The organism is Micromonospora sp. NPDC023737 (genome assembly GCF_040639715.1).
Lineage (GTDB): Bacteria > Actinomycetota > Actinomycetes > Mycobacteriales > Micromonosporaceae > Micromonospora.
In genome coordinates this window covers 294,815-314,227 of sequence record NZ_JBFAAL010000004.1, presented here as the reverse complement: position 1 = coordinate 314,227, position 19,413 = coordinate 294,815, and the positions used below count along the sequence as shown (strand labels likewise).

16 protein-coding genes are annotated in these 19,413 nt (G+C 70.8%); 12 read left to right on the top strand and 4 right to left on the bottom strand.

Annotation, left to right across the window (positions count from 1 at the left end):
• Positions 1–141: 141 nt before the first annotated feature.
• Positions 142–1,095 carry a sulfite exporter TauE/SafE family protein gene (locus AB0F98_RS12565; protein WP_357733144.1) on the bottom strand — a complete coding sequence of 318 codons (954 nt, stop codon included), beginning with the start codon at positions 1,093–1,095 and terminating at the stop codon, positions 142–144.
• A gap of 322 nt (positions 1,096–1,417) precedes the next feature.
• Between AB0F98_RS12565 and AB0F98_RS12560 the strand changes: the two genes are divergently transcribed.
• From AB0F98_RS12560 to AB0F98_RS12510, 11 genes are all read left to right on the top strand, one after another.
• Positions 1,418–1,861 (top strand): DUF1232 domain-containing protein, encoded by a 444-nt coding sequence (locus AB0F98_RS12560; protein ID WP_357733140.1) that lies wholly within the window; start codon positions 1,418–1,420, stop codon positions 1,859–1,861.
• 336 nt (positions 1,862–2,197) lie between these two features.
• Positions 2,198–2,992 carry a cobalt transporter gene (locus AB0F98_RS12555; protein ID WP_357733137.1) on the top strand — a complete coding sequence of 265 codons (795 nt, stop codon included), beginning with the start codon at positions 2,198–2,200 and terminating at the stop codon, positions 2,990–2,992.
• A gap of 122 nt (positions 2,993–3,114) precedes the next feature.
• Positions 3,115–4,146, top strand: a complete 1,032-nt coding sequence (locus AB0F98_RS12550) for a ketoacyl-ACP synthase III (RefSeq protein ID WP_357733135.1) — start codon at positions 3,115–3,117, stop codon at positions 4,144–4,146.
• Positions 4,147–4,159: 13 nt separating this feature from the next.
• Entirely contained in the window at positions 4,160–5,242 is a 1,083-nt protein-coding gene (locus AB0F98_RS12545; protein ID WP_357733133.1) for a cytochrome P450, read from the top strand.
• Entirely contained in the window at positions 5,239–6,966 is a 1,728-nt protein-coding gene (locus AB0F98_RS12540) for a fatty acid CoA ligase family protein (protein WP_357733130.1), read from the top strand. Before AB0F98_RS12545 ends, AB0F98_RS12540 begins: the two co-directional genes overlap by 4 nt.
• The gene (locus tag AB0F98_RS12535) at positions 6,963–7,997 is read left to right on the top strand and encodes an NAD-dependent epimerase/dehydratase family protein (protein ID WP_357733127.1); all 1,035 of its coding nucleotides are present in this window, start codon (positions 6,963–6,965) and stop codon (positions 7,995–7,997) included. Before AB0F98_RS12540 ends, AB0F98_RS12535 begins: the two co-directional genes overlap by 4 nt.
• Entirely contained in the window at positions 7,994–11,053 is a 3,060-nt protein-coding gene (locus AB0F98_RS12530) for an amino acid adenylation domain-containing protein (RefSeq protein WP_357733124.1), read from the top strand. The genes AB0F98_RS12535 and AB0F98_RS12530 overlap by 4 nt, the downstream gene beginning before the upstream one ends.
• Before the next feature lie 342 nt (positions 11,054–11,395).
• Entirely contained in the window at positions 11,396–14,011 is a 2,616-nt protein-coding gene (locus AB0F98_RS12525; RefSeq protein WP_357733121.1) for a M14 family zinc carboxypeptidase, read from the top strand.
• Positions 14,012–14,362: 351 nt separating this feature from the next.
• Complete coding sequence (locus AB0F98_RS12520; protein ID WP_357733118.1) at positions 14,363–14,617, top strand: hypothetical protein; 255 nt, start codon at positions 14,363–14,365, stop codon at positions 14,615–14,617.
• A gap of 177 nt (positions 14,618–14,794) precedes the next feature.
• On the top strand, positions 14,795–15,346 hold the full coding sequence (locus tag AB0F98_RS12515) for a YciI family protein (protein ID WP_357733115.1): 552 nt from the start codon (positions 14,795–14,797) through the stop codon (positions 15,344–15,346).
• A gap of 135 nt (positions 15,347–15,481) precedes the next feature.
• Positions 15,482–16,642, top strand: a complete 1,161-nt coding sequence (locus AB0F98_RS12510; RefSeq protein WP_357733112.1) for a hypothetical protein — start codon at positions 15,482–15,484, stop codon at positions 16,640–16,642.
• Positions 16,643–16,735: 93 nt separating this feature from the next.
• Here AB0F98_RS12510 and AB0F98_RS12505 read toward each other — a convergent pair whose 3' ends face one another.
• From AB0F98_RS12505 to AB0F98_RS12495, 3 genes are all read right to left on the bottom strand, one after another.
• Positions 16,736–17,194, bottom strand: a complete 459-nt coding sequence (locus AB0F98_RS12505; protein ID WP_357733110.1) for a GNAT family N-acetyltransferase — start codon at positions 17,192–17,194, stop codon at positions 16,736–16,738.
• 10 nt (positions 17,195–17,204) lie between these two features.
• Entirely contained in the window at positions 17,205–17,441 is a 237-nt protein-coding gene (locus AB0F98_RS12500; RefSeq protein WP_357733107.1) for a hypothetical protein, read from the bottom strand.
• Positions 17,442–17,524: 83 nt separating this feature from the next.
• Complete coding sequence (locus AB0F98_RS12495) at positions 17,525–18,283, bottom strand: SDR family oxidoreductase (protein WP_357733104.1); 759 nt, start codon at positions 18,281–18,283, stop codon at positions 17,525–17,527.
• A gap of 160 nt (positions 18,284–18,443) precedes the next feature.
• Between AB0F98_RS12495 and AB0F98_RS12490 the strand changes: the two genes are divergently transcribed.
• Positions 18,444–19,361 carry an AraC family transcriptional regulator gene (locus AB0F98_RS12490; protein WP_357733101.1) on the top strand — a complete coding sequence of 306 codons (918 nt, stop codon included), beginning with the start codon at positions 18,444–18,446 and terminating at the stop codon, positions 19,359–19,361.
• Positions 19,362–19,413: the final 52 nt, after the last annotated feature.

Genomic DNA, 19,413 nt, shown 5'->3' with positions numbered 1-19,413 from the left:
GTGGGGGTTGGCTCGCCGCCCGCCCGGCGCCGGGCGGGGCCCGCCCGCGGCCCCCCCGGGGTGGGGCCCGGCGGGTGTGGGGGGGCCGGCGCGGGCCCCGCGGGGGGGGCCCCCCGGCAGGCGGTGCGGATCGTGGTGGCGTCAGACGGCCGATGTGCTGGCGTTGTCGGCGGGGACGCCACCGGCCACCGCGGCCGCCTCGGCCTCGGCGATGATCCGGCGCTCCTCGTCACGGTGCTTCCGGTACTGCTTGAACGACCAGGCGAGGGCGGCGGCCCAGACGACGTAGATGACCGCATAGAACGCGTAACGGACGTTGTCCGATGCGTCGATCCAGTCGCTGCGCAGCAGGGTGCGGATATTGGTGAGGATGATGACGCCGCCGACCGCGGAACCCAGGACGCGGGGCGGAATGTGCCGGACCAGCCAGGCGGCGATCGGGGCCGCGATGATGCCGCCGATGAGCAGCGCGGCGACCCACGCGTAGTTCACTCCTTCGGACCCGATGCCGATGATGAAGCCGACGCTCGCGGCGACGGCGACGAGGAACTCGCTCGTGTCGATCGAGCCGATGGTCTTGCGGGGTTCGAGCCGGCCGCTGGCCAGGATGGCCGGGGTGCCGACCGGGCCCCAGCCGCCGCCGCCCGTGGAGTCGACGAACCCGGCGACCACCCCGAGGGGGGCGAGGAACCGCTTGCGCAGGGGCTTGCCGAGGTTTTCCTTGGGCAGGCCGACGGCGGTGAAGCGGACCAGGATGTAGATGCCGAGGGTGAGCAGGATGATCGACATCAGCGGCGCGGCGGTCTCGGTGGACAAGCTCGACAGGAACGTGGCCCCGGCGAACGCGCCGACCGCACCCGGTATGCCGATCTTCGCGACGACCTTCCAGTCGACGTTGCCGAACCGCCAGTGCGACGCACCGGAGACCAGCGTGGTGCCGATCTCGGCGAGGTGGACGGTGGCCGACGCGGCGGCGGGGTTGGTGCCGATCGCCAGCAGCAGGGTGGTCGAGGTGACGCCGTAGGCCATGCCGAGGCTGCCGTCGACCAGTTGCGCGCCGAGGCCGACCAGGGCGAGCAGGAGCAGTCTTCGCACGAGCACTCCAATCGGAGGAGGTTGGAGGAACTAGCGAGTCGGTGCGAGCCGAGATGTTGAGGAACCGAAGTCCCTCGGGTCGTTGGTGACGGTCGGGCGGTGGCTGGGCACGCAACTTCCACAACTGACTACTATTCCTACTTGTTTGGTGGAGAATACGGCCGGCATGGAGGCAGGGCAATACCCCGATCGACCGCCCGACGCTGACGTGGTGACCCCGCTCCGTCGCCTTTCGGTGGCGCGGGCCCTCGACGGACGACGGCTCGTCCGCTCCGTGCGGAACCACTCGCTCCATCGACCGGTCCTGGCGTACCGTGCCGTCGTGCGTACCGGGCTGATCGCTGCCGGTGTGGCCGCCGCCTGCCTGGTCGCGGCCTGGTCGCTGCTCATCCTGCTGGCCCGCCGGCTACCGCCCGGCATCCTCCGGGATCTCGCCGCGTTCATCCCCGACTGCGTGACCACCGTCCGCCGGCTCCGCACGGACCCACGGGTGCCCCGCCGGGCCAAGCTGGCCGTCGTGATCGCCGGGCTGTGGGTGATCAGCCCGATAGATCTGATCCCCGAATTCCTCCCGGTCATCGGCCCGCTCGACGACATCGTGGTCATCGCCCTCGCGCTGCGCTACGCCGCACGTCAGGTGCCCCGGGAGGTACTGCTCGGAGCGTGGCCGGGAGAACCTCGCCTTCTCCTTCGACTCCTCGGCACGACGACCGGGACCGGGCCCGATCGCCCGGACTCCGCCCCTCGCGGGACGAACCCGGCATAGATGATCAACGTACTGTTCACGCCGCCGTTCACTGCTCATCACCGGTCCGCGCCCACCCGTTTCCGCGTACCCGCGACACTCGCTGCGGTTCGACACCGACGAGACCCGGAGCGTCCCCTTGCCCCCGCACCGACGTCTTCGTTGGCGCGGCGCGATCAGCGCTTTCGCGCTGGCGACGTACTCCGCCGTCGCCACCTCCGTTTCGGTCGCGCCCGTCCCGGCGGCGGCACGTCCGTTCGGTGACCCGCAAACCATGGACGTCGCGCGCGACGAGTGGAGTCCCGCCGTGGCACTGGTGCTGTTCCGCCGGTTCAACCGCCGCCGGAAGGCCGTCGCATGACAGCACTCGCCGCCGTCCAGGCCGCTTCCGTCCCGGACCAGCTGCAGGACCTCGTCCACTCGCCGGGCGTACCACCGTTGGCCTTCGCGCTCGCGTTCATCGCCGGGGCCGGTCACGCGGTCGCGCCGGGGCACGGCAAGAGCCTGGCCGCGGCCTACCTCGTCGGCTCGCGTGGGCGGCTGCGGGACGCCGCCTGGCTGGGTGGTTCGGTGGCCGCCATGCACACCCTCTCGGTGCTGGTGATCGGCCTCGCGTGGACGTTCCTATCCCTCGCGAACGTCATCCGGATGGAGGCGCTCACCACCTGGCTGCAACTCGCCGCCGGTCTGGTCGCCGTGACCACCGGCGTCTGGCTCGTACGCCGACACCTGCGCGGTGCCGGGCACACGCACAGCCACAACCACTCGCACGGGCACAGCCACCCCCACGACCATGGTCACGGGCACGGCCACCAACACGCCGAGCGCCCGGGTCTGCTCATGCTCGGCGTCTCCGGCGGCCTCGTGCCGTCACCGTCCGCGTTCCTCGTCCTGGTCACCGGCCTGTTCCTCGGACGCGCCGGCTTCGCCCTGCTGCTGGTCCTGACCTTCGGCGTCGGCATGGCCGTCGTCCTGTTCGGCGTCGGGCTGCTCGCGATCGCCGGCAACTCCGTCGTCGTCCGCGGCGCGAACTCCCACGCCGTCCTGCGACTGGCCAGCCGGGCCGCCCCCGTACTCGCCGCCGTCGGCATCACGGCGGTCGGCGTCGGCATCACCACGGTCGCCGCCTTCCACCTCGCCACCGTCGTCTGATCACACCAGCCGCGGAGGGAGCGCGAGGGTGGTGGACCCTGCCGTCCGTCGTGACCCTGCTCACCGATTCGTGACATAACGCCCGCTGTACTTGGACCGGCGCCTGCACGATCATCTTCAGAATGGTCCACACCCGAACCGCCGACGCGTCCCCAGCAACCAGGGTGGGAATCACGGCCGCCGCCGCAGCCCTGCCGGAACGGGTGGTGACCAGTGCGGAGCTGCAGGAGCAGGTCGAACGGGAAAGCGGCATCACGCTCCCGCCCCGGCTCTTCTCTCGAATGACCGGCATCGACACCCGTCGCGTAGCCGGCCCCGACGAGCATGCCTCCACTCTGGCCGTCCGGGCGGCCCGTGCCGTGCTGCACAGCGCGGCGGCCGACCCCGGCGACATCGACCTGTTGATCTTCGCGTCGGCCTCCAGGGACATGGCGGAGCCCGCGACCGCGCACATCGTCCAGGCCGACCTGGGCACCCGCGCACACGTCTTCGACCTGACGAACGCCTGCAACAGTTTCCTGAATGGAATCGACACGGCCCGTGCGTTCATCCTGGCCGGGCGGGCGCGACGGGTCCTCGTGGTGACCGGCGAGACGCCCACCCGGTCGATGCGGATGCGCGCATCCAGCGCGGCGCAGGTCCGCTCGGCGTTCGCCGGCTACACGTTCGGTGACGCCGGCGCGGCGGTACTCGTCGAGCAGGTACCAACCGGCGGCATTCTCGACGTACAGACGGCCACCTTCTCCGAGCACTGGACGGCCGGCGGGATCGACGGTGGCGGCTCCCGGCACCCACGCGGTGACGAGCACACCTACTTCCACGGCGACGGCGGGAAGTTGCGCTCCATCTTCGAGCGGATCGGGCTGGACGTGCTCCGTGCGGTGCACCAGCGCACCGGCCTCGACTGGTCGGACTACGAGAAGGTGCTCGTACACCAGGTCACGTTGCCGTACCTGACCCGCTTCATGGAACTCGCCCGGGTGCCGGAGGAGAAGCTGATCGTGACCGTCCCCGAGCTGGGCAACGTGGCCAGCGCAACCATCGGCGTGCAACTGGCCCGGATCAACGAGAAACTCGCCAGCGGATCCCGGGTCTTCTGCCTCGGTCTCGGCGGCGGCGTGAGCATCACCACGATGGTGTGGGAGAAGTCCTGAGGCCATGGCCCCGATGTCACCCGGACGGCGCCGCGACCGGCACGTCTACCTGCGGAGCCATCCCCTGCTCTTCGCCCTGTTGGCCGCGTCGCGGCGCAGGCCGGTGCGGCGTCTCGGACGTACGGTGCTGGTCAACGGAACCGACGCGTACCGGCAGGCGCTCACGGAGGTGACCCTGGACCGGACCGCGGCCGGCACGACCGGCGGTAGCGCGCGACGGCTCACCGGCGGCGATCTCCTCTTCGACCAGGAGGACACGGCACACCGTCGCGCCCGGCGCGACATCTCGCACGTGTTCGACTCCGCCGGGGTGGCACGGACCCGTCCGCTCTGGGGCGACGTGCTACGGCGACGCGTGGCGCCGCTCGCCGCCGGTGAGTCGGTCGATCTGGTGGACATCGCGGCCGAACTCGCCGGCGTGGCAACGGTGTCACTGCTCGGGCTGAACGCCGACCCGCGCCAGGTTGCCGCCGCGGCTCGGGCGGCGGCCGCCGCGGCCGTGCGCGAGGAACTACCCGGTTGGCGTACGCCCGGACAGCGGCGCGCCGCCCGGGCCGCCGTCGACCGGCTGACCGGTGTGCTGCGTGGCGCCACCGTCAGCCCTGCTCTGGCCGGCATGATCGCGGTGGCGGCGGTCAACACGACCGTCGCTTCGATACCTCGCGCGGTCGCCTGGTGCGCCGACGACCGGCTCTGGTCCCACGCCGCCGATCCGGAGGTGCTGCCGAGGCTGGTCGCCGAACTGCTGCGGGTCACCGCGCCCAGCCCGGTGCTGCCGCGAGCGGTCGCGGCACCCGGCGAGATCGGCGGTTGCCCGGTGCGGGCCGGCGACCGGCTGATCCTGGTCGCCAGACACGCCGCGTACGCTCACGAGATGGGACCCGACCCCGTCGCCCCGATGGCCCCCCGGATCTCACAACTGGTGTTCGGAGCCGGCACGCACAGTTGCCCCGGTGCCGGGTTCGCCCGAGCCCAGCTCGCTGACACGCTGGCCGCGCTGGCTCCGTACCGGCCGGTGGTGGTGGCGGCGAGAGCCGACCGGCGAGCCGCCCTGCCGAGCTGGGAGACGCTGCGCGTACGGACGGTCACCCGATGAGCGTGGAAGGGCTGTCCGGGCGGCCGGGATCGGCCGCGGTCGAGGCACAGAGGGCACTGATGTCTCCCGGTGATCGGTTGCGGGCCAACGCCGCCGCGTTCGGAGACAAACCGGCGCTGGTGTTCCCGGTCGCCGGGACGCAGGAGCACCGATCGAGGACGTTCGCCGAGCTCGACGCGGAGTCCGACCGCTACGCGGCCGGCTTCGCCGGCAGTGGCATCGAGCCGGGCACCAGGACGGTCGTCATGATGCCGGTCGACGCCGACCTGTTCGCAGTGATCTTCGGCCTGCTCAAGCTCGGCGCCGTACCGGTCATCGTGGACCCGGGCATGGGCCTGCGCCGGATGCTGCGCTGCTACCGCGCCGCCGAGGCCCGGGCCTTCATCGGCGTACCGGCCGCACAGGCCATCCGGGTCCTGCGGCCGGACGCCTTCGCCGGGGTCCGGACCGTCGTCACCGCCGGCCGACGCTGGTGCTGGGGCGGCGCGACGTTGAGCGGGTTGGCCGCGACCGCGGCGGCCCCGCCGAGGCCGGCCATCGAGGCCGACGACCTGGTCATGATCAGCTTTACCTCGGGCAGCACCGGGAGCGCGAAGGGCGTCGAGTCCACCCACGGCGCGTTGGCGGAGATGGTCCGGCAGGCGGCCACCCACTACCGGCACACTCCGTCGGACGTCTGCCTGGTCACCTCGCTCTCCTTCGCCTTCCTGCACCTGCTGACCGGCGCGACCTGCGTGGTTCCGGAGATCGACTTCGCGCGCGTCGCGGACACCGAACCGGCCATGATCACCGACCTGGTACGGCGGTACGCGGTGACCGCGATGTTCGGCTCGCCCGCGCTGCTCGACCCCCTTGCCCGTCACCTCGACGAGACCGGCGAGCAGGTGCCGACACTGCGCCTCGTCGTCTCCGGCGGGGCCCCCGTCGCGAACGAGGTCGTGGCGCGGCTGCGGCGCGTACTGGCCGCACAGCAAGGCCGGATGCACGTCACGTACGGCGCCACCGAGGCGGTTCCGATCGCGTCCATCGAGGCCGGCGAGCTGCTCGACGAGGTCCGTCCCGCCGGGCACAGCGGCGGCGGCACGTGTGTCGGCCGGCCCGTCGACGGGGTCGACCTGCGCGTCATCCGCGCCACCGACGGGCCGATCCCCGATTGGACGGCCGTTCGCCCGGCCGCGCCGGACGAGATCGGCGAGATCGTGGTCAGCGGACCGACGGTGAGTCGCCGCTATGTCGGTTCGGCTGCCGCGAACGCCAACGCCAAGATCGTGGAGTCGGAACGGATCTGGCACCGGACGGGGGACCTGGGCCGGATCGACGAGCAGGGCCGCGTCTGGTTCGCCGGCCGGCGCAGCGACGTGGTCCGCACCGCCGACGGCCCGCTCTACCCGGTCCCCTGCGAAACCGTGCTGGACGAGCACCCGGAGGTGCGCCGGACGGCGCTGGTCGGGGTGGGTGACCCCGACTGGCAGCGGCCCGTCGTCTGCGTGGAGCTACGCGAGGGTGTGCCGGCGACGCAGCGGCCCAGGATCGAACGCGAGTTGCGGGAATTGGCGCAGCGGCACGAGGCGACGAGGAGCCTCACCGACTTCCGCTTCCACCCCGCGTTCCCGGTCGACGTACGCCACAACGCGAAGATCGACCACGGCCGGCTGGCCACTTGGGCGGCGCGTACCCGAACGGGCGGAACCCTGCGCCGCCCACGGCGTTCGGGGACAGCGTGAGAGCGCTCATCACGGGTGGCTCCGGTTTCCTCGGCGGTCACCTCGTCGACGAGTGTGTCCGCCGGGGCGACCAGGTACGCGTGCTGGTCCGCCCGACCAGCGACCTCGGCCATCTCCGCACCGTGCGGGGAATCGAACTGGTCAGCGGCGACCTGACCGACCCCGCCTCGCTGCGCGCGGCGACCCACGGGACGGACGTTGTCTACCACTCGGCCGCCCGGGTGCAGGACTTCGGCACCCGCGCTCAGTTCTGGGCGGCCAACGTCACCGGTACGCAGAACCTGCTGGCCGCCGCCCGGAGCAGCGGTGTGCCGCGATTCGTCCACGTGAGCAGCCCGAGCGCCGTGATGAGCGGCGACCCCCAGATCGACATCGACGAGAGCGTGCGCTACCCGGACCGGTTCCTGAACCTGTACTCGGAGACCAAGGCGGTCGCCGAACAGATCGTGCTCGACGCGAACAGCCGTCAACTGACCACCTGCGCCATCCGGCCACGGGGGATCTGGGGACCCCGGGACCGGACCGGTTTCCTGCCACGGCTACTGGCGAAACTGCACCGGGGCACCCTGCCCGACCTGTCCGGCCCGGAACCCGTGTACGCGTCACTCTGCCACTGCCACAACGCGGCCTCGGCCTGCCGGCTGGCCGCGGTCTCCGACCGGGTCGGCGGGCGGGCGTACTTCGTCGCCGATGCCGAACGTATCGACGTCTGGACACTGATCGCCCGGGTCGCCGAACTGTTCGATCTCCGTCCGCCGACCCGCCGCGTGCCCGGCCCACTACTCGCCGGGGCAGTCGGCCTGGTCGAGCTGCTCTGGCAGGTGCCGCCGCTCGCCCGGCGCCGTCCACCGCCGGTCTCCCGCTACGGGCTGGCCCTGCTCACCCGGACGTCCACCTACGACACGAGGGCGTCGACCCGGGACTTCGGCTATCGGCCCGGCATCGACCTGGAGACCGGACTCACACAGCTCAAGCACTGGGTCGAGGAGATCGGCGGCGTCGCGGCACTGGCCCGCGGGGTGCGGGGATGAGCTTCTCCCGTCCGATCTCGCCGATCGAGCAGGGCTACCTGGCCAGCGCCCCGTTCCTGCCTCCCTTCGCGATCCAACTCCTGGTGGAAGGGGCCGGATCCATCGACGCGGCGGCGCTGCGCCGGGCGGTGGCCCTCGCCTCCGAGGCCGGCCCGGGGGCGCGACTGGTCGGCCGCGGGCGGCTCTGGATCGACAGTGGGAAACCACCGCCGGTCACCGTGCTGCCTTCGCTGGATTTCGACGCTCCGGCCCTTCACCGCCCATTCGACCCGCCCGCAGGCCCGCTGAGCGAGGTGCTGCTGGTCCCCGGCGAACCGACGACGATCGTCTTCCGGGCCACACACGCCACGATGGACGCCAGGGGCGTGCTCGTCTGGGCCACCGACGTGCTGCGGGCCCTGCGAGGCGAACGTCCGCTCGGCGCCCGCTCGCCGTTGACCGACGACGCGCTCCGCCGGCGGGTCGCACCCTCGCCCGCCCGGCTGAGCACCCCGCTGCGGTGGCGTACCCCGCTCGTCGGCGCGGCCGCCCACCGCCGCCACCACTGGCGGCGTGCCACCATCAGCGGCAACCAGCACGCCCTGGTCGCGCGGGTGATCGCGGCGATCGGCTCGGCGACCGGCCGGCGATCACGTTTCATGGTCCCGGTCGACCTGCGCCGGCACGAGCGAACCCTCGTCGCCACCGGGAACCTGGCGCTGCCCGTCTTCCTCGACGTGACACCGGACCAGCCCTGGGCGGAGGTCCACGAATCCCTCCTGCGCGCGCTCGCCGAACGCCGGGAGCTCGCCGTCTCCGCCGCCGAGGGCTGGGCCGACCGCCTGCCCCGCCCGGTCCTGCGCGCCGGCCTCTCCCTCGCCGAGCGGGTCAGCCGCCGGTGGGACCGGGGGATCTGCACGGCCGCCGTCTCCCACCTGGGCCGGATCGACCTCGACGCGTTCTCCACCGACGCGTTCAGCGCCGGTACGGTCTACACCCTGCCGGTGCACGGACCCTTCATCCCGGTCTCGTTCAGCACCATCGAGCTGCCCGGTCACGTCGAGCTGACCATGTCCCACCCGGTCGGTGCCGATCGCGCCGCGCAGGCCCTGATGGAGACGGTCGCCGCAGCGCTCGCTCCGACGGCCGACCCGCCCGCGTCTCCCGGCGTCCGTGCCGCGTTTCCCGGCGTCCGTGCCGCGTCTCCCGGCGTCCGTGCCGCGTCTCCGGGCGGCCGTGCTGTGTCTCCCGGCGGCCGCGCCGCGCCGATCGGGCCCGGGGGTACGTGGCCGCCGGCCGGCGATGCCGTCGGTCCGACCGTGCTGGACGCCTTCACCCGACACGTCCGGCAGGATCCGGACGCGGTCGCGTTGACCGGACCGGAGGGCACGGTCAGCTACGCCGAGCTGGACCGGCGAGCCGACGTGGTGGCCGAGCGACTACGCCGGCTCGGGGTCGGGCCGGGCGACGTGGTGGGCCTGTTGGCGGACCGGACCCCGGCCGCGATCGGCGCACTGTGGGGCGTGCTCAAGGCCGGCGCCGCCTACCTTCCGCTCGAACCGTCGTATCCGCCGAGTCGGCTCGGCTTCATGCTCGACGACGCGGGGGCGGCGCTCTGCCTGGTACAGCGTCCGTTCGTCGACCGGCTCGGTCCGCGCCGCGTCATCGTGATCGAGGATCTGCCGTTGGCCGGCGCGGCCCCGCCACCCACCCTCCCCGCACCGACCGACCTGGCCTACGTGATCTACACCTCCGGAACCACCGGACGGCCGAAGGGCGTCCAGGTCGAACACCGGAACCTCGTCGCGTACGCAGACTGGGCGCTGCCGCGCCTCCAGGTCGACCGGAACACCCGCTACGCGTTCTTCACCTCGATGGCGTTCGACCTCGGCGCGACGGCCGTCTTCCTACCCCTGCTCGCCGGTGGCAGCGTCGAACTGGTACCCGGGGAGATGACACCACCGGTCCTGCGGCAGATCCTCGAGGGCGGCGGCGTGAACGCGCTCAAGCTCACACCGACCTACCTCGACCTGATCAACCGGCTCGACGTGGCCCCGGCCCGCTTCCGGACCGTGGTCGTCGGCGGGGAGCAGCTATCGGCGGCTGTGGCGGCTCGGGCCCAACGGCTCTTCGGCCCCGGATGCGTCATCGTCAACGAGTACGGACCCACCGAGACGACCATCGGATGCGTCGTCGGCAACTTCGACCCAGACCGGGACGGGTCCGACGGCGCGGTGCCGATCGGGGAGCCGGCGCCCGGCACCGGGGTCCTGCTGCTCGACACTGATGGACGATCGACGCCTCCCGGCGCGGTCGGCGAAATCCACCTGACCGGCGCCCAAGTCGCCCGCGGCTACCTGGGCCGACCGGAGTTGGACCGTGAGCGTTTCGTGCGGCTGCACGACGGCACGCGGGCGTACCGCACGGGCGACCTCGGCCGGCTCCGTCCCGACGGGCTTCTGGAGTTCGTGGGCCGCTCCGACGATCAGGTGAAGGTTCGCGGGTACCGGATCGAACCCGGGGAGATCGCGACCGTTCTGGCGGAGCACCCGGCGGTCGCCCGTGCCGTGGTGCTCCCGCACAGACCCGCGCACGGGCAGATCCGACTGCACGCGTACGTGACGACGCAGGGGACGGTCACCGAGGACGCGTTGTGGACCCATCTGGCTGGGCTGCTCCCACCCGCCGTCATGCCGGCGAAGATAGCCGTACTGGAGGAGTTTCCGCAGACCGCGAACGGAAAGGTCGACACCGATTCGCTGCGGTCCGCGTTCCCGGACGACGCTGTCGCACCGCCGGGGCCGGGCGGGTCGGACCCGACCGCCACTGCCGTGGCCGGGATCTGGTCACAGGTGTTGCGTACGCCCGTCGACGCCACGGACCTGACCGCCGACTTCCACCAGTTGGGCGGGGACTCGCTGACCTTCCTGGAGATGCTGGACCGGGTCTTCCGGGAGGTCAGCGGCACGACCGGGGGTGACTTCCTCACCGCCATGCGGGAGGTGACGGCCACCCCCACACTCGGCACCGTCTGCCGGGTGCTGCGCGACGCACAGAGTGGCCCGCACAACTCCTGACGCCGGCCGGTCGCCGCACCGTGCCGAAGCAACGGCTCCGCCGGCCCACCCGGCTCGGTCGGTCTACCCGGCTCGGCTTGTCTACCCGGCTCGGTCGGTCTACCTGGCTCGGTCGGTCTACCTGGCTCGGCCGGGTCGGTGCGCCGAAGGTAATGGCCAGGTTGTTGACTCCGCCTTACGCGCCTTGATATTCATATGCGTGAAAGTGAGGTGAGTAAATCCGTCGGCTCTCGGTGGGATTTCCCCTGCCCGGATTCGACACCCGTCGGAACCCGGAAGCGTGGAACGCGCGCCGAGATTCGACACTCGTCCAGCACGACGGCCAGCGCGAGGAGAATGTCTGTGCGTACCTGGAAGAGGAGAGCGCTGCTGCCCGCGGCCGCTCTTCTGGCACTGACCCTGCCCCTGAGTAGCAGTCTCGTTTCGAATTCGGCCGCCAACGCGGCCCCGCGCATCACCACACCTGAGCAGTTCTTCGGTTTCCAGCTCGGCGCCGAGGGCAAGCTCGCCCGCTGGAACGACCTCATGAGGTACTACAAGCTCGTCGCGGACCGCTCCGACAAGGTGCTCTACCAGGAGATCGGCAAGACGGCGACGGGCCGGCCGTTCCCCCTCCTCACGGTCAGTTCACGGGAGAACCTGAAGAACCTCGACCGGATCAAGGAGGTCAACAGGCGGCTCGCCGATCCGCGTGGTCTGAGCGAGGCGGAGGCCAGGAAACTCGCCGCGCAGAGCAAGCCGGTCTTCCTGCTGGAAGCCGCGATCCACTCCACCGAGGTGGGCACCGCGCAGGTTATTCCGAACATTCTTCACCGGCTCGCCGACGAGAAGTCGGCCACCGTTTCGGAAATCCTCGAAAACGTGGTCCTGCTCATCGTCCCGGCGCAGAGTCCGGATGGTACGGAGTGGGTGGGCGACTATTTCAACAAGACCGCCGGTACGAACTACGCCCGCACCTATCCTGACCTCTACCAGAAATACATCGGGCACGACGACAACCGCGACTGGTTCATGTTCACCCAGCCCGAGACGCAGCTCAGCGTCGCGCTGCAGAACGAATGGAAGCCGCAGGTCGTTCAGAACCTGCACCAGATGGGCAACTCCCGGGGCCGGATCTTCGTCCCGCCGTACCTGTCGCCGAACGACCCGAACATCGACCCCATCACCGTCCAGCAGACCAACTCCCTGGGCATGGAGATCTCCCGGAGCCTGACCGCCGAGGGCAAGAAGGGGGTCAACTGGGGCTCGACCTACGACTACTGGACGCCGTCGCGCCAGTACATGACCTACCACGGAGCGCCGCGCATCCTGGTCGAGGCGGCGAGCGCGCAGGACCTCGCCTACACCTACCGGAGCAGTGACGGTGGCCCGATCGGGCCGCAGGAGCCGGACACCAACTTCATCGAGCCGTACGACCAGTCCACCTGGACGTTGGCGCAGATCGTCGACTACCTCGACACGTCGGTCTTCGGCGCGTTGAGCAACGTCGCCAAGTACCGGACCGAGTGGCTCTACAACTTCTACCGCACCCAGCACAACGCGGTAGAGCCCAGCGCCGACAAGCCGTTCGCCTACGTGGCGCCCGCCGGACAGCGGGATCCGTTCGCCACGTACGAACTGCTCAAGACGCTGCAGACCGGCGACGTCGAGATCGAGAAGGCCATCTCCGACTTCACCGCGAACGGCAAGCGGTACGAGGCCGGCTCCTGGATCATCCGGTACGCGCAGCCCTACGGCCGATTCGCGAAGACGCTGCTGGAGACGCAGGACTACCCGGACCTGCGGGAGTACCCGGGCGGCCCGCCGCAGAACCCGTACGACGTGACGGCGCAGACCCTGCCGATGCTCCTCGGCGTCCAGGTCGACACCATCGCGAAGCCCTTCACCGTCTCGACCACCCGGGTCAAGAAGGTGCAGCCGGCCGCCCCGGCGTTCCCCGGCGACCCCGGCAGTCGTGGCGCCTACCTGGTCGGCCCCGAGTCGTACGGCACGGCGATGATGATCGCGGCGCTGCAGAAGGCCGGTGCGGAAACCTTCCGTGCCGGCGCCGAGTTCTCGGCCGGCGGTCGTAGCTACGCCCCGGGCACCCTGATCGTCGAGCCGAGCAGGGCGGCCCGGACCGCGCTGCAGGACACCTCCCGGAAGACCGGCATCCCCGTCTTCAGCGTCGGCCAGACCCCGCGTGTGGCGGCGGAGCGGCTCAAGGACGACACCCGGGTCGGGCTCTTCCGCGGCGTCAACAACATCCCCGGCGGCTGGATGAAGTGGCTGTTCGAGCAGTACGACATCGGCTTCAAGGAGGTCGTCGCCGCGGACTTCGCCGGTGACCTCAACGCCAAGTTCGACACGATCGTGCTGCCGGCGGGGATCAGCCGCGCGGACATCGTCTCGGGCCTCAACCGGGACCGCTACCCGGCCGAGTGGGCCTGGGCGTACGGCGTGGGCGAGGCCGGCTGGACGGAGCTGCGCAAGTTCGTCGAGGACGGCGGAACGCTTGTGGCCATCGGCGACTCGGTGGCGACGGCGCGCCAGCTCGCCTCGTTGCCGATCACCCCGGCGCTGCCGACCGACGAGCACGTCTTCTTCTCGCCCGGCAGCATCCTCAGCCAGCGGTTCGACACCTCCGACCCGGTGGCCTGGGGTATGCGCCCCGACACCCCGGTCTGGTTCGGCGAGAACGACCAGGCGTACAACGTCGAGGACGGCGACGTCGTCTCCTCGTTCCCGGAGTCGGGCGAGCAGTTGCAGAGTGGCTGGCTCATCGGCGGCGAGCACCTCAACGGCAAGGCCAACATCGTCAAGCACCAGGTGGGTGACGGCCTGATCGTGACGTTCGGCAGCGAGCCGACCTTCCGCACCTGGTCCCGCGACCCGAGCAAGCTGCTGTTCAACGCGATCTACCACGGTCCCTCGACCAGCGTGGACGCGGCCGAGCTGCCGGAGGCGCTGCGCGGCTAGACGGCGGCGCCGCAGCGAAGTTCCGGACGAGAATCGAGGGGGCCGCGTCCAGCCGGGCGCGGCCCCCCTTCACCATCACACCGGCCCGTTGGCAGACTGTCGCGGTGCCGGTGACAGCGGAAGCCCGCCGTGCTGGGCGAGCCCACCTTCTCCTGGTCGGGGTCGCGGGCGGGTGGCTCTCCCTGCTGGTCTGCAACTACCTGGCGTACCCGCTGCTCGACGTGCTGTCGCTGCTCGCGCTGCCCGTGATGGCCGCGTGCTGGCTCTTCGCCGTGAGCACCTCCGTCGCCGCGCTGGTCGTACTCCTGCTCAGACGGGCGTACGTCTGGGCGGGCCGGTGCCCTGGTCCTCGTGCTCGGATCCGGGCTGATCCTGCAGCAGACCGACTGGGAACGCACGTACGTGGACAGCCAGTTCCGGCTGCACCGGAGCCGGCTGGCCGAGTTGGCCGCTGGTTATCGGGTCGGCGAGCTGGCTCCTGATGTCGCGTTGCCGTGGCGGCTCAGGTACCTGTCCATCGACGGGCAGGCGCATGAGCGCGATGGCGCGTTGTACCTGCCGGTGTGGCAGGACTGGCGGGCCGAGAGCGGGGTCAGCTTGGCCTAATTCCCGGCCGCGCCGAGCCCGGACACCCTGATCGCCACCACGTCCGGCGACATGGGCCACCCGGTGCGGTATCTCGGCGACGGCTGGTGGTGGATCGCCTAGATGTGGGCCGGCCGTTCCCCAGACGCCGTTACCCGGGTCAACGCCGATCTCGGCGATCGTTCGAGACTGTGGGGCATGGAGTTTCTGTGCTACCACCGCGATCGAGCCGGCTCGCTGACGTTGCGCGACGAACTGCTCGAAGCGCACTGGTCCTACATGGATCGGTATGCGACGGAGATGATCGCGCGTGGCCCGACCCTCACCGGTGGTGGTGAGCTGCCCACTGGCAGCGTGCACATCGTCGACCTGCCCGACCCGGCCGCCGCCCGCGCGTTCGCCTTCGACGAGCCGAACTACCAGGCCGGTGTGTACCGCGACGTGCTGCTACGCCGGTGGCGCAACACGTTGGGACGTACGATGTGGGATTTTCCCGGTGGCCGGACCGGCGGGGACCGGTACCTGGTGCTCGGGTTCGGCAGCGGGCGTTCCGTCGACCTCGCCCCGCCGGGCGACCCGGACGAAGTGATCGCCTACGGGCCGCTGCTGTCCGACGACGGTGCCGCCTGGCTGGGCACCGCGGCGCTGGTCCGCGCGCCGGACCCGGATGCGGCGCGCGCGATCCTCACCTGGGACCGGTACGCCGACATCGAGGTGCACAACTGGCAGTTCGGTGGGCGGCCGTCATGACCCGCGGTGGTTGCGCCCGGCTGCCGGCGGCAGGCGCGGCCCACGGAAGCGAGGCCGACCTTGACGCGTGAACGCGGACCGTGAAACTGTCGGATGATCTTGGCAGTGAGGTTCTGTGCTGATCGGGGAGGGAACATGCGCCGAAGCCGTGTCTATGGAGGACTCGTCGCGCTACTCGTGGGCTCGACGACGGTGGCGATCGGCCCGGCGGCCGGTGCCAGCGCGAGCGACGCGGGCGGCGACGCCTGCGCGCCGGTGGTGACGGCAGCCCGACCGGCGGTCGGTCTTCAGCAGAAGTGGGCCCACTTCGGGGACGGCGCCGGTGCGGGGGAGTGGGCCGGTGGCGACGGCACCTACTCGACGCCGCTGCCGGACGGCCGTACCGCGTGGCTGTTCAACGACACGTTCCTGGGTCCGGTGGGTCCCGGCCGGAGCATCACGCCGCACGCGCCGGTGCACAACACGATCGTGACGGCGCACGGCCGAAGTGATCGGCCGACCGAGACCATCCTGCGCGGCACCGCGGAGAACCCGCTGCCCATCGTCGGTCCGGCCGGCACCGGCGACCCGTGGTACTGGAACGGCGACGGCATCGTCGACGACGGCAAGCTGTACGTCTTCGAGTTCCAGCAGCAGGCCGCCGGCGAGGGGCACTTCGGCTTCGAATGGATCGGGACGGACCTGGCGTCCCTGTCGTTGCCCGATCTGCGGCTGGAGAAGGTCGCACCGACCTATGACGCGCACGGCATCCAGTGGGGTGTGGAACTCCTTCACGTGGGCGAGTACATCTACATCTACGGCGTGGGATCGCAGTGGCCGGGCAAGCAGGCGCACGTCGCCCGGGCCCTGGCCGGCCACCTCGACGAGGCCTGGGAGTTCTACACGGGCAGCGGCTGGTCCCCGAACGAGGGCGACTCCGTCTCGATCCTCGACGAGGTCGGCTCCTCGTACGGCGTCGCCGAGGTGCAGGGTCAGTACGTACTGGTCACCACGGACAGCTACCTCGGCTCCAAGATCTACGTCCACACGTCGTCGACGCCGTTCGGTTTCGCCGGTACGGAGCGGGTGCAGGTCTACGACACGCCCGAGGGGCAGCCGGAGTTCGACGCCGACGCCGACGGGGACATCTACACCTACAACGTGGCCGTACACCCGACGCTGAGCGACCGGGACAACCTCGTCGTCTCGTACAACGTGAACAGCACGAGCATCGCGGACCTGTACGGCGACATCAGCAACAACCGGGCCCGGTACCTCGACCTGCGCTTCGCGTCCGGACACCGTCTCTGCCGGTAGTCCTCGACCGGCCGTGGCTCCACAGGTACGCCGTCGGCTGCCACGTCGGACCCGCCCAGGGCCGAGGACCAGGGGGACGTCTTCGTCAGACGGTCACGCGTCGCGCAACGCGGAGGCCGGCGCGCGCACCATGAAGACGTCCACCGGGTCCTCGGCCTCGAGCGTGAATCCGTGTCGCTCGTACAGCCGCCTCGCCGGACTGCCCTGCAGCACGTTCAGCCGGACCGTGGCACCCTCGCGGTCGCACCGCTCCAGCAACCCGCGGAGCACCGTCGTACCGATGCCGCTGCCCTGCAGGTGCGGGGCCAGGTAGAAATGCTCGAGCCAGTGGGCGTCCTCGGCCGGGCGCAGCGCCACGCAGCCGGCGAACTCGCCGCCCACCTCGATCACCCAGGTGTGCGCCGGCGTGAACCCGTCGCGCAGTCGCTGCCGCACCCGCTGCTCGTCGTATCGCCCGAGCCGCTCGAGATCCTCCCGCAGCACCACGGCCCGCAATTCGGCCGCCGCCTCGACGTCCACCGCCGAGGCAGGTCGAGTCACCCAGTCCGCCATGATCATCAGGCTAACTCGCCCGGCTTCTTCCGCTCACGGCGATGCTCTGGCTGCCGCGATCGGGACCGAAGAGATCCTCGGCACTGATCACGACGCACCCGAACATTTCGCCGAGTACAGCCCGTTGCTGGTCCGTCAGCAGGTTGACGAAGATCGCCACACCGACCCTCGCGGCTCGGCATGTTTGCGCGACTTCCCGCGCCCTGCCTGGGCTGAGCAGCGTCCGCCGGGAGAACGGCTCGGTCATCTTGGCCGCACCACCGTGCGAGACACCCCGTCGCTGCACGTGCCGGGCTCGACCATCAGGTGCTCGCGAGAGGATGGAGCGCGCTAGAGGTTGAGACCGCCGGAGACCTCGATGTTCTGGGCCGTGACCCAGCGCCCCTCCTCGGAGACCAGCGTCGCGATCATCATGCCGATGTCGTCCGGCTCGCCGACGCGACCCAGCGCGGTCTTCGCCGCGAGCTCGGGGATCACCTCGGGGTACTTCTCGAAGGCGTCGTCGGCGAACCGGGTCAGGGTGGCGCCGGGGGCGATCGAGTTGACCCGGATACCGCGCGGGCTGAACTCCTTCGCCATGTACTGGGTCAACACGGTCAGGCCGCCCTTCATCGAGCCGTACGCCGAGTAACCGGCCGTCATGCCGGAGTGCAGCGCGGCGTTGCTGGTGACGTTGACGATGGCGCCGCCGTCGGCCAGCAGCGGCAGCAGGGTCTGGGTGAGGAAGTACGGCCCCTTGAGCAGGATCCGCATGAGCCGGTCGAAGAGTTCCTCGGTGGTGTCCTCGAACATGGCCATCTCGCCGATGCCGGCGTTGTTGACCAGAATGTCGAACGTGTCGCGCTGCCAGGTGTCGCGCAGCGCCGCGCCGACCGCTTCCCGGAAGGCCGGAAAGGTCTCGCTCCGGCCGAGGTCCAGTGGCAGCGCGACCGCGCTACCGCCCTCCTTCTCGATGTGCGCGACCGTGTCCAGCGCTCCGGCCTGATTCTTGCCGTAGGTCAGGATCACCCCCACGCCACGCTTGGAGATCTGGATGGCTGCGCTCTGTCCGATGCCGGAGCTGGCGCCGGTGACTATCGCGACCCGCATGGTTCGCCTACCTGTTCATTCGTGGAGCTACTAGACGCTCCGAGGAATCGGGGTTGACCCAATACCACCACCGGACCAGCGCGGACAGTAGAACGATGCTCTCGGTCTCTTGCACGATCCTCTAATGGTGGAGAGCAGTCGCCCGTGTTTAGATCAGCCCGTGCACCTCGACGAGCTGCGTGCGTTGCTCGCCCGCCACGCCCGCCCCGATGGCACCACCGCCATCGAGGGAGTCCTGATCTCGAAGGTCGAACGGGCGGCTCCGCCGTCGCCGTCGATGACCGGCACGGTGTTCGCGCTCATCGCGCAGGGAGCGAAGCGCCTCGCGCTGGGCGACCGGGTGTACGACTACCGCGCCGGCCAGTTCCTCGTCGCGTCGGTCGACCTGCCGGTCACCGGACACTTCACCGAGGCCAGCTCGCAGCTGCCGGCACTGGGGTTCGGCATGACCCTGGAGCCGGCCGCCGTCGCCGAGCTGCTGTTGCGGAGCGCCCCCGGTGACCTTCCACCGGTGGCCGGCCCTCCGCCGCTGGGCGTCGCGGTCAGCGACGCGTCCGACGACCTGCTCGACGCGGTGGTCCGGCTCCTGCGCCTGCTGGAGCGCCCCCGCGATGTCGCGGTGCTCGCCCCACTGGTCAAGCAGGAGATCCTGTGGCGGCTCGTCAGCGGTGAGCAGGGCAGCGCGGTCCGGCAGCTCGGCCTCGCCGACAGCAGCCTGGCGCACATCTCGCGGGCGGTCGAGTGGATCCGCGACCACTACACCCGGCCGTTCCGCGTGGCGGACGTGGCGTGCATCTCCGGCATGAGCGTCTCCGCCTTCTACCGCAACTTCCAGGCGGTCACCGCGATGAGCCCGATCCGGTTCCAGAAGCAGATCCGGCTCCAGGAGGCGAGGCTGCTCCTCGCCATGCACCCCAACGACGTCACCGGCGTCGGTCATCGGGTCGGCTATGACAGCCCGTCGCAGTTCAGCCGCGAGTATCGCCGTCAGTTCGGCGTCCCACCGAGCCAGGACGCGGTCCGGCTGCGTGGCTCGAAACCCACCTCGACGGGTAGCCCCGCCCCGGCCCTGCCCTGACGAGGGCGCACCCCGGAGACGTGACCGGGGGTGTCGGCTGGTGGTCCCGGGG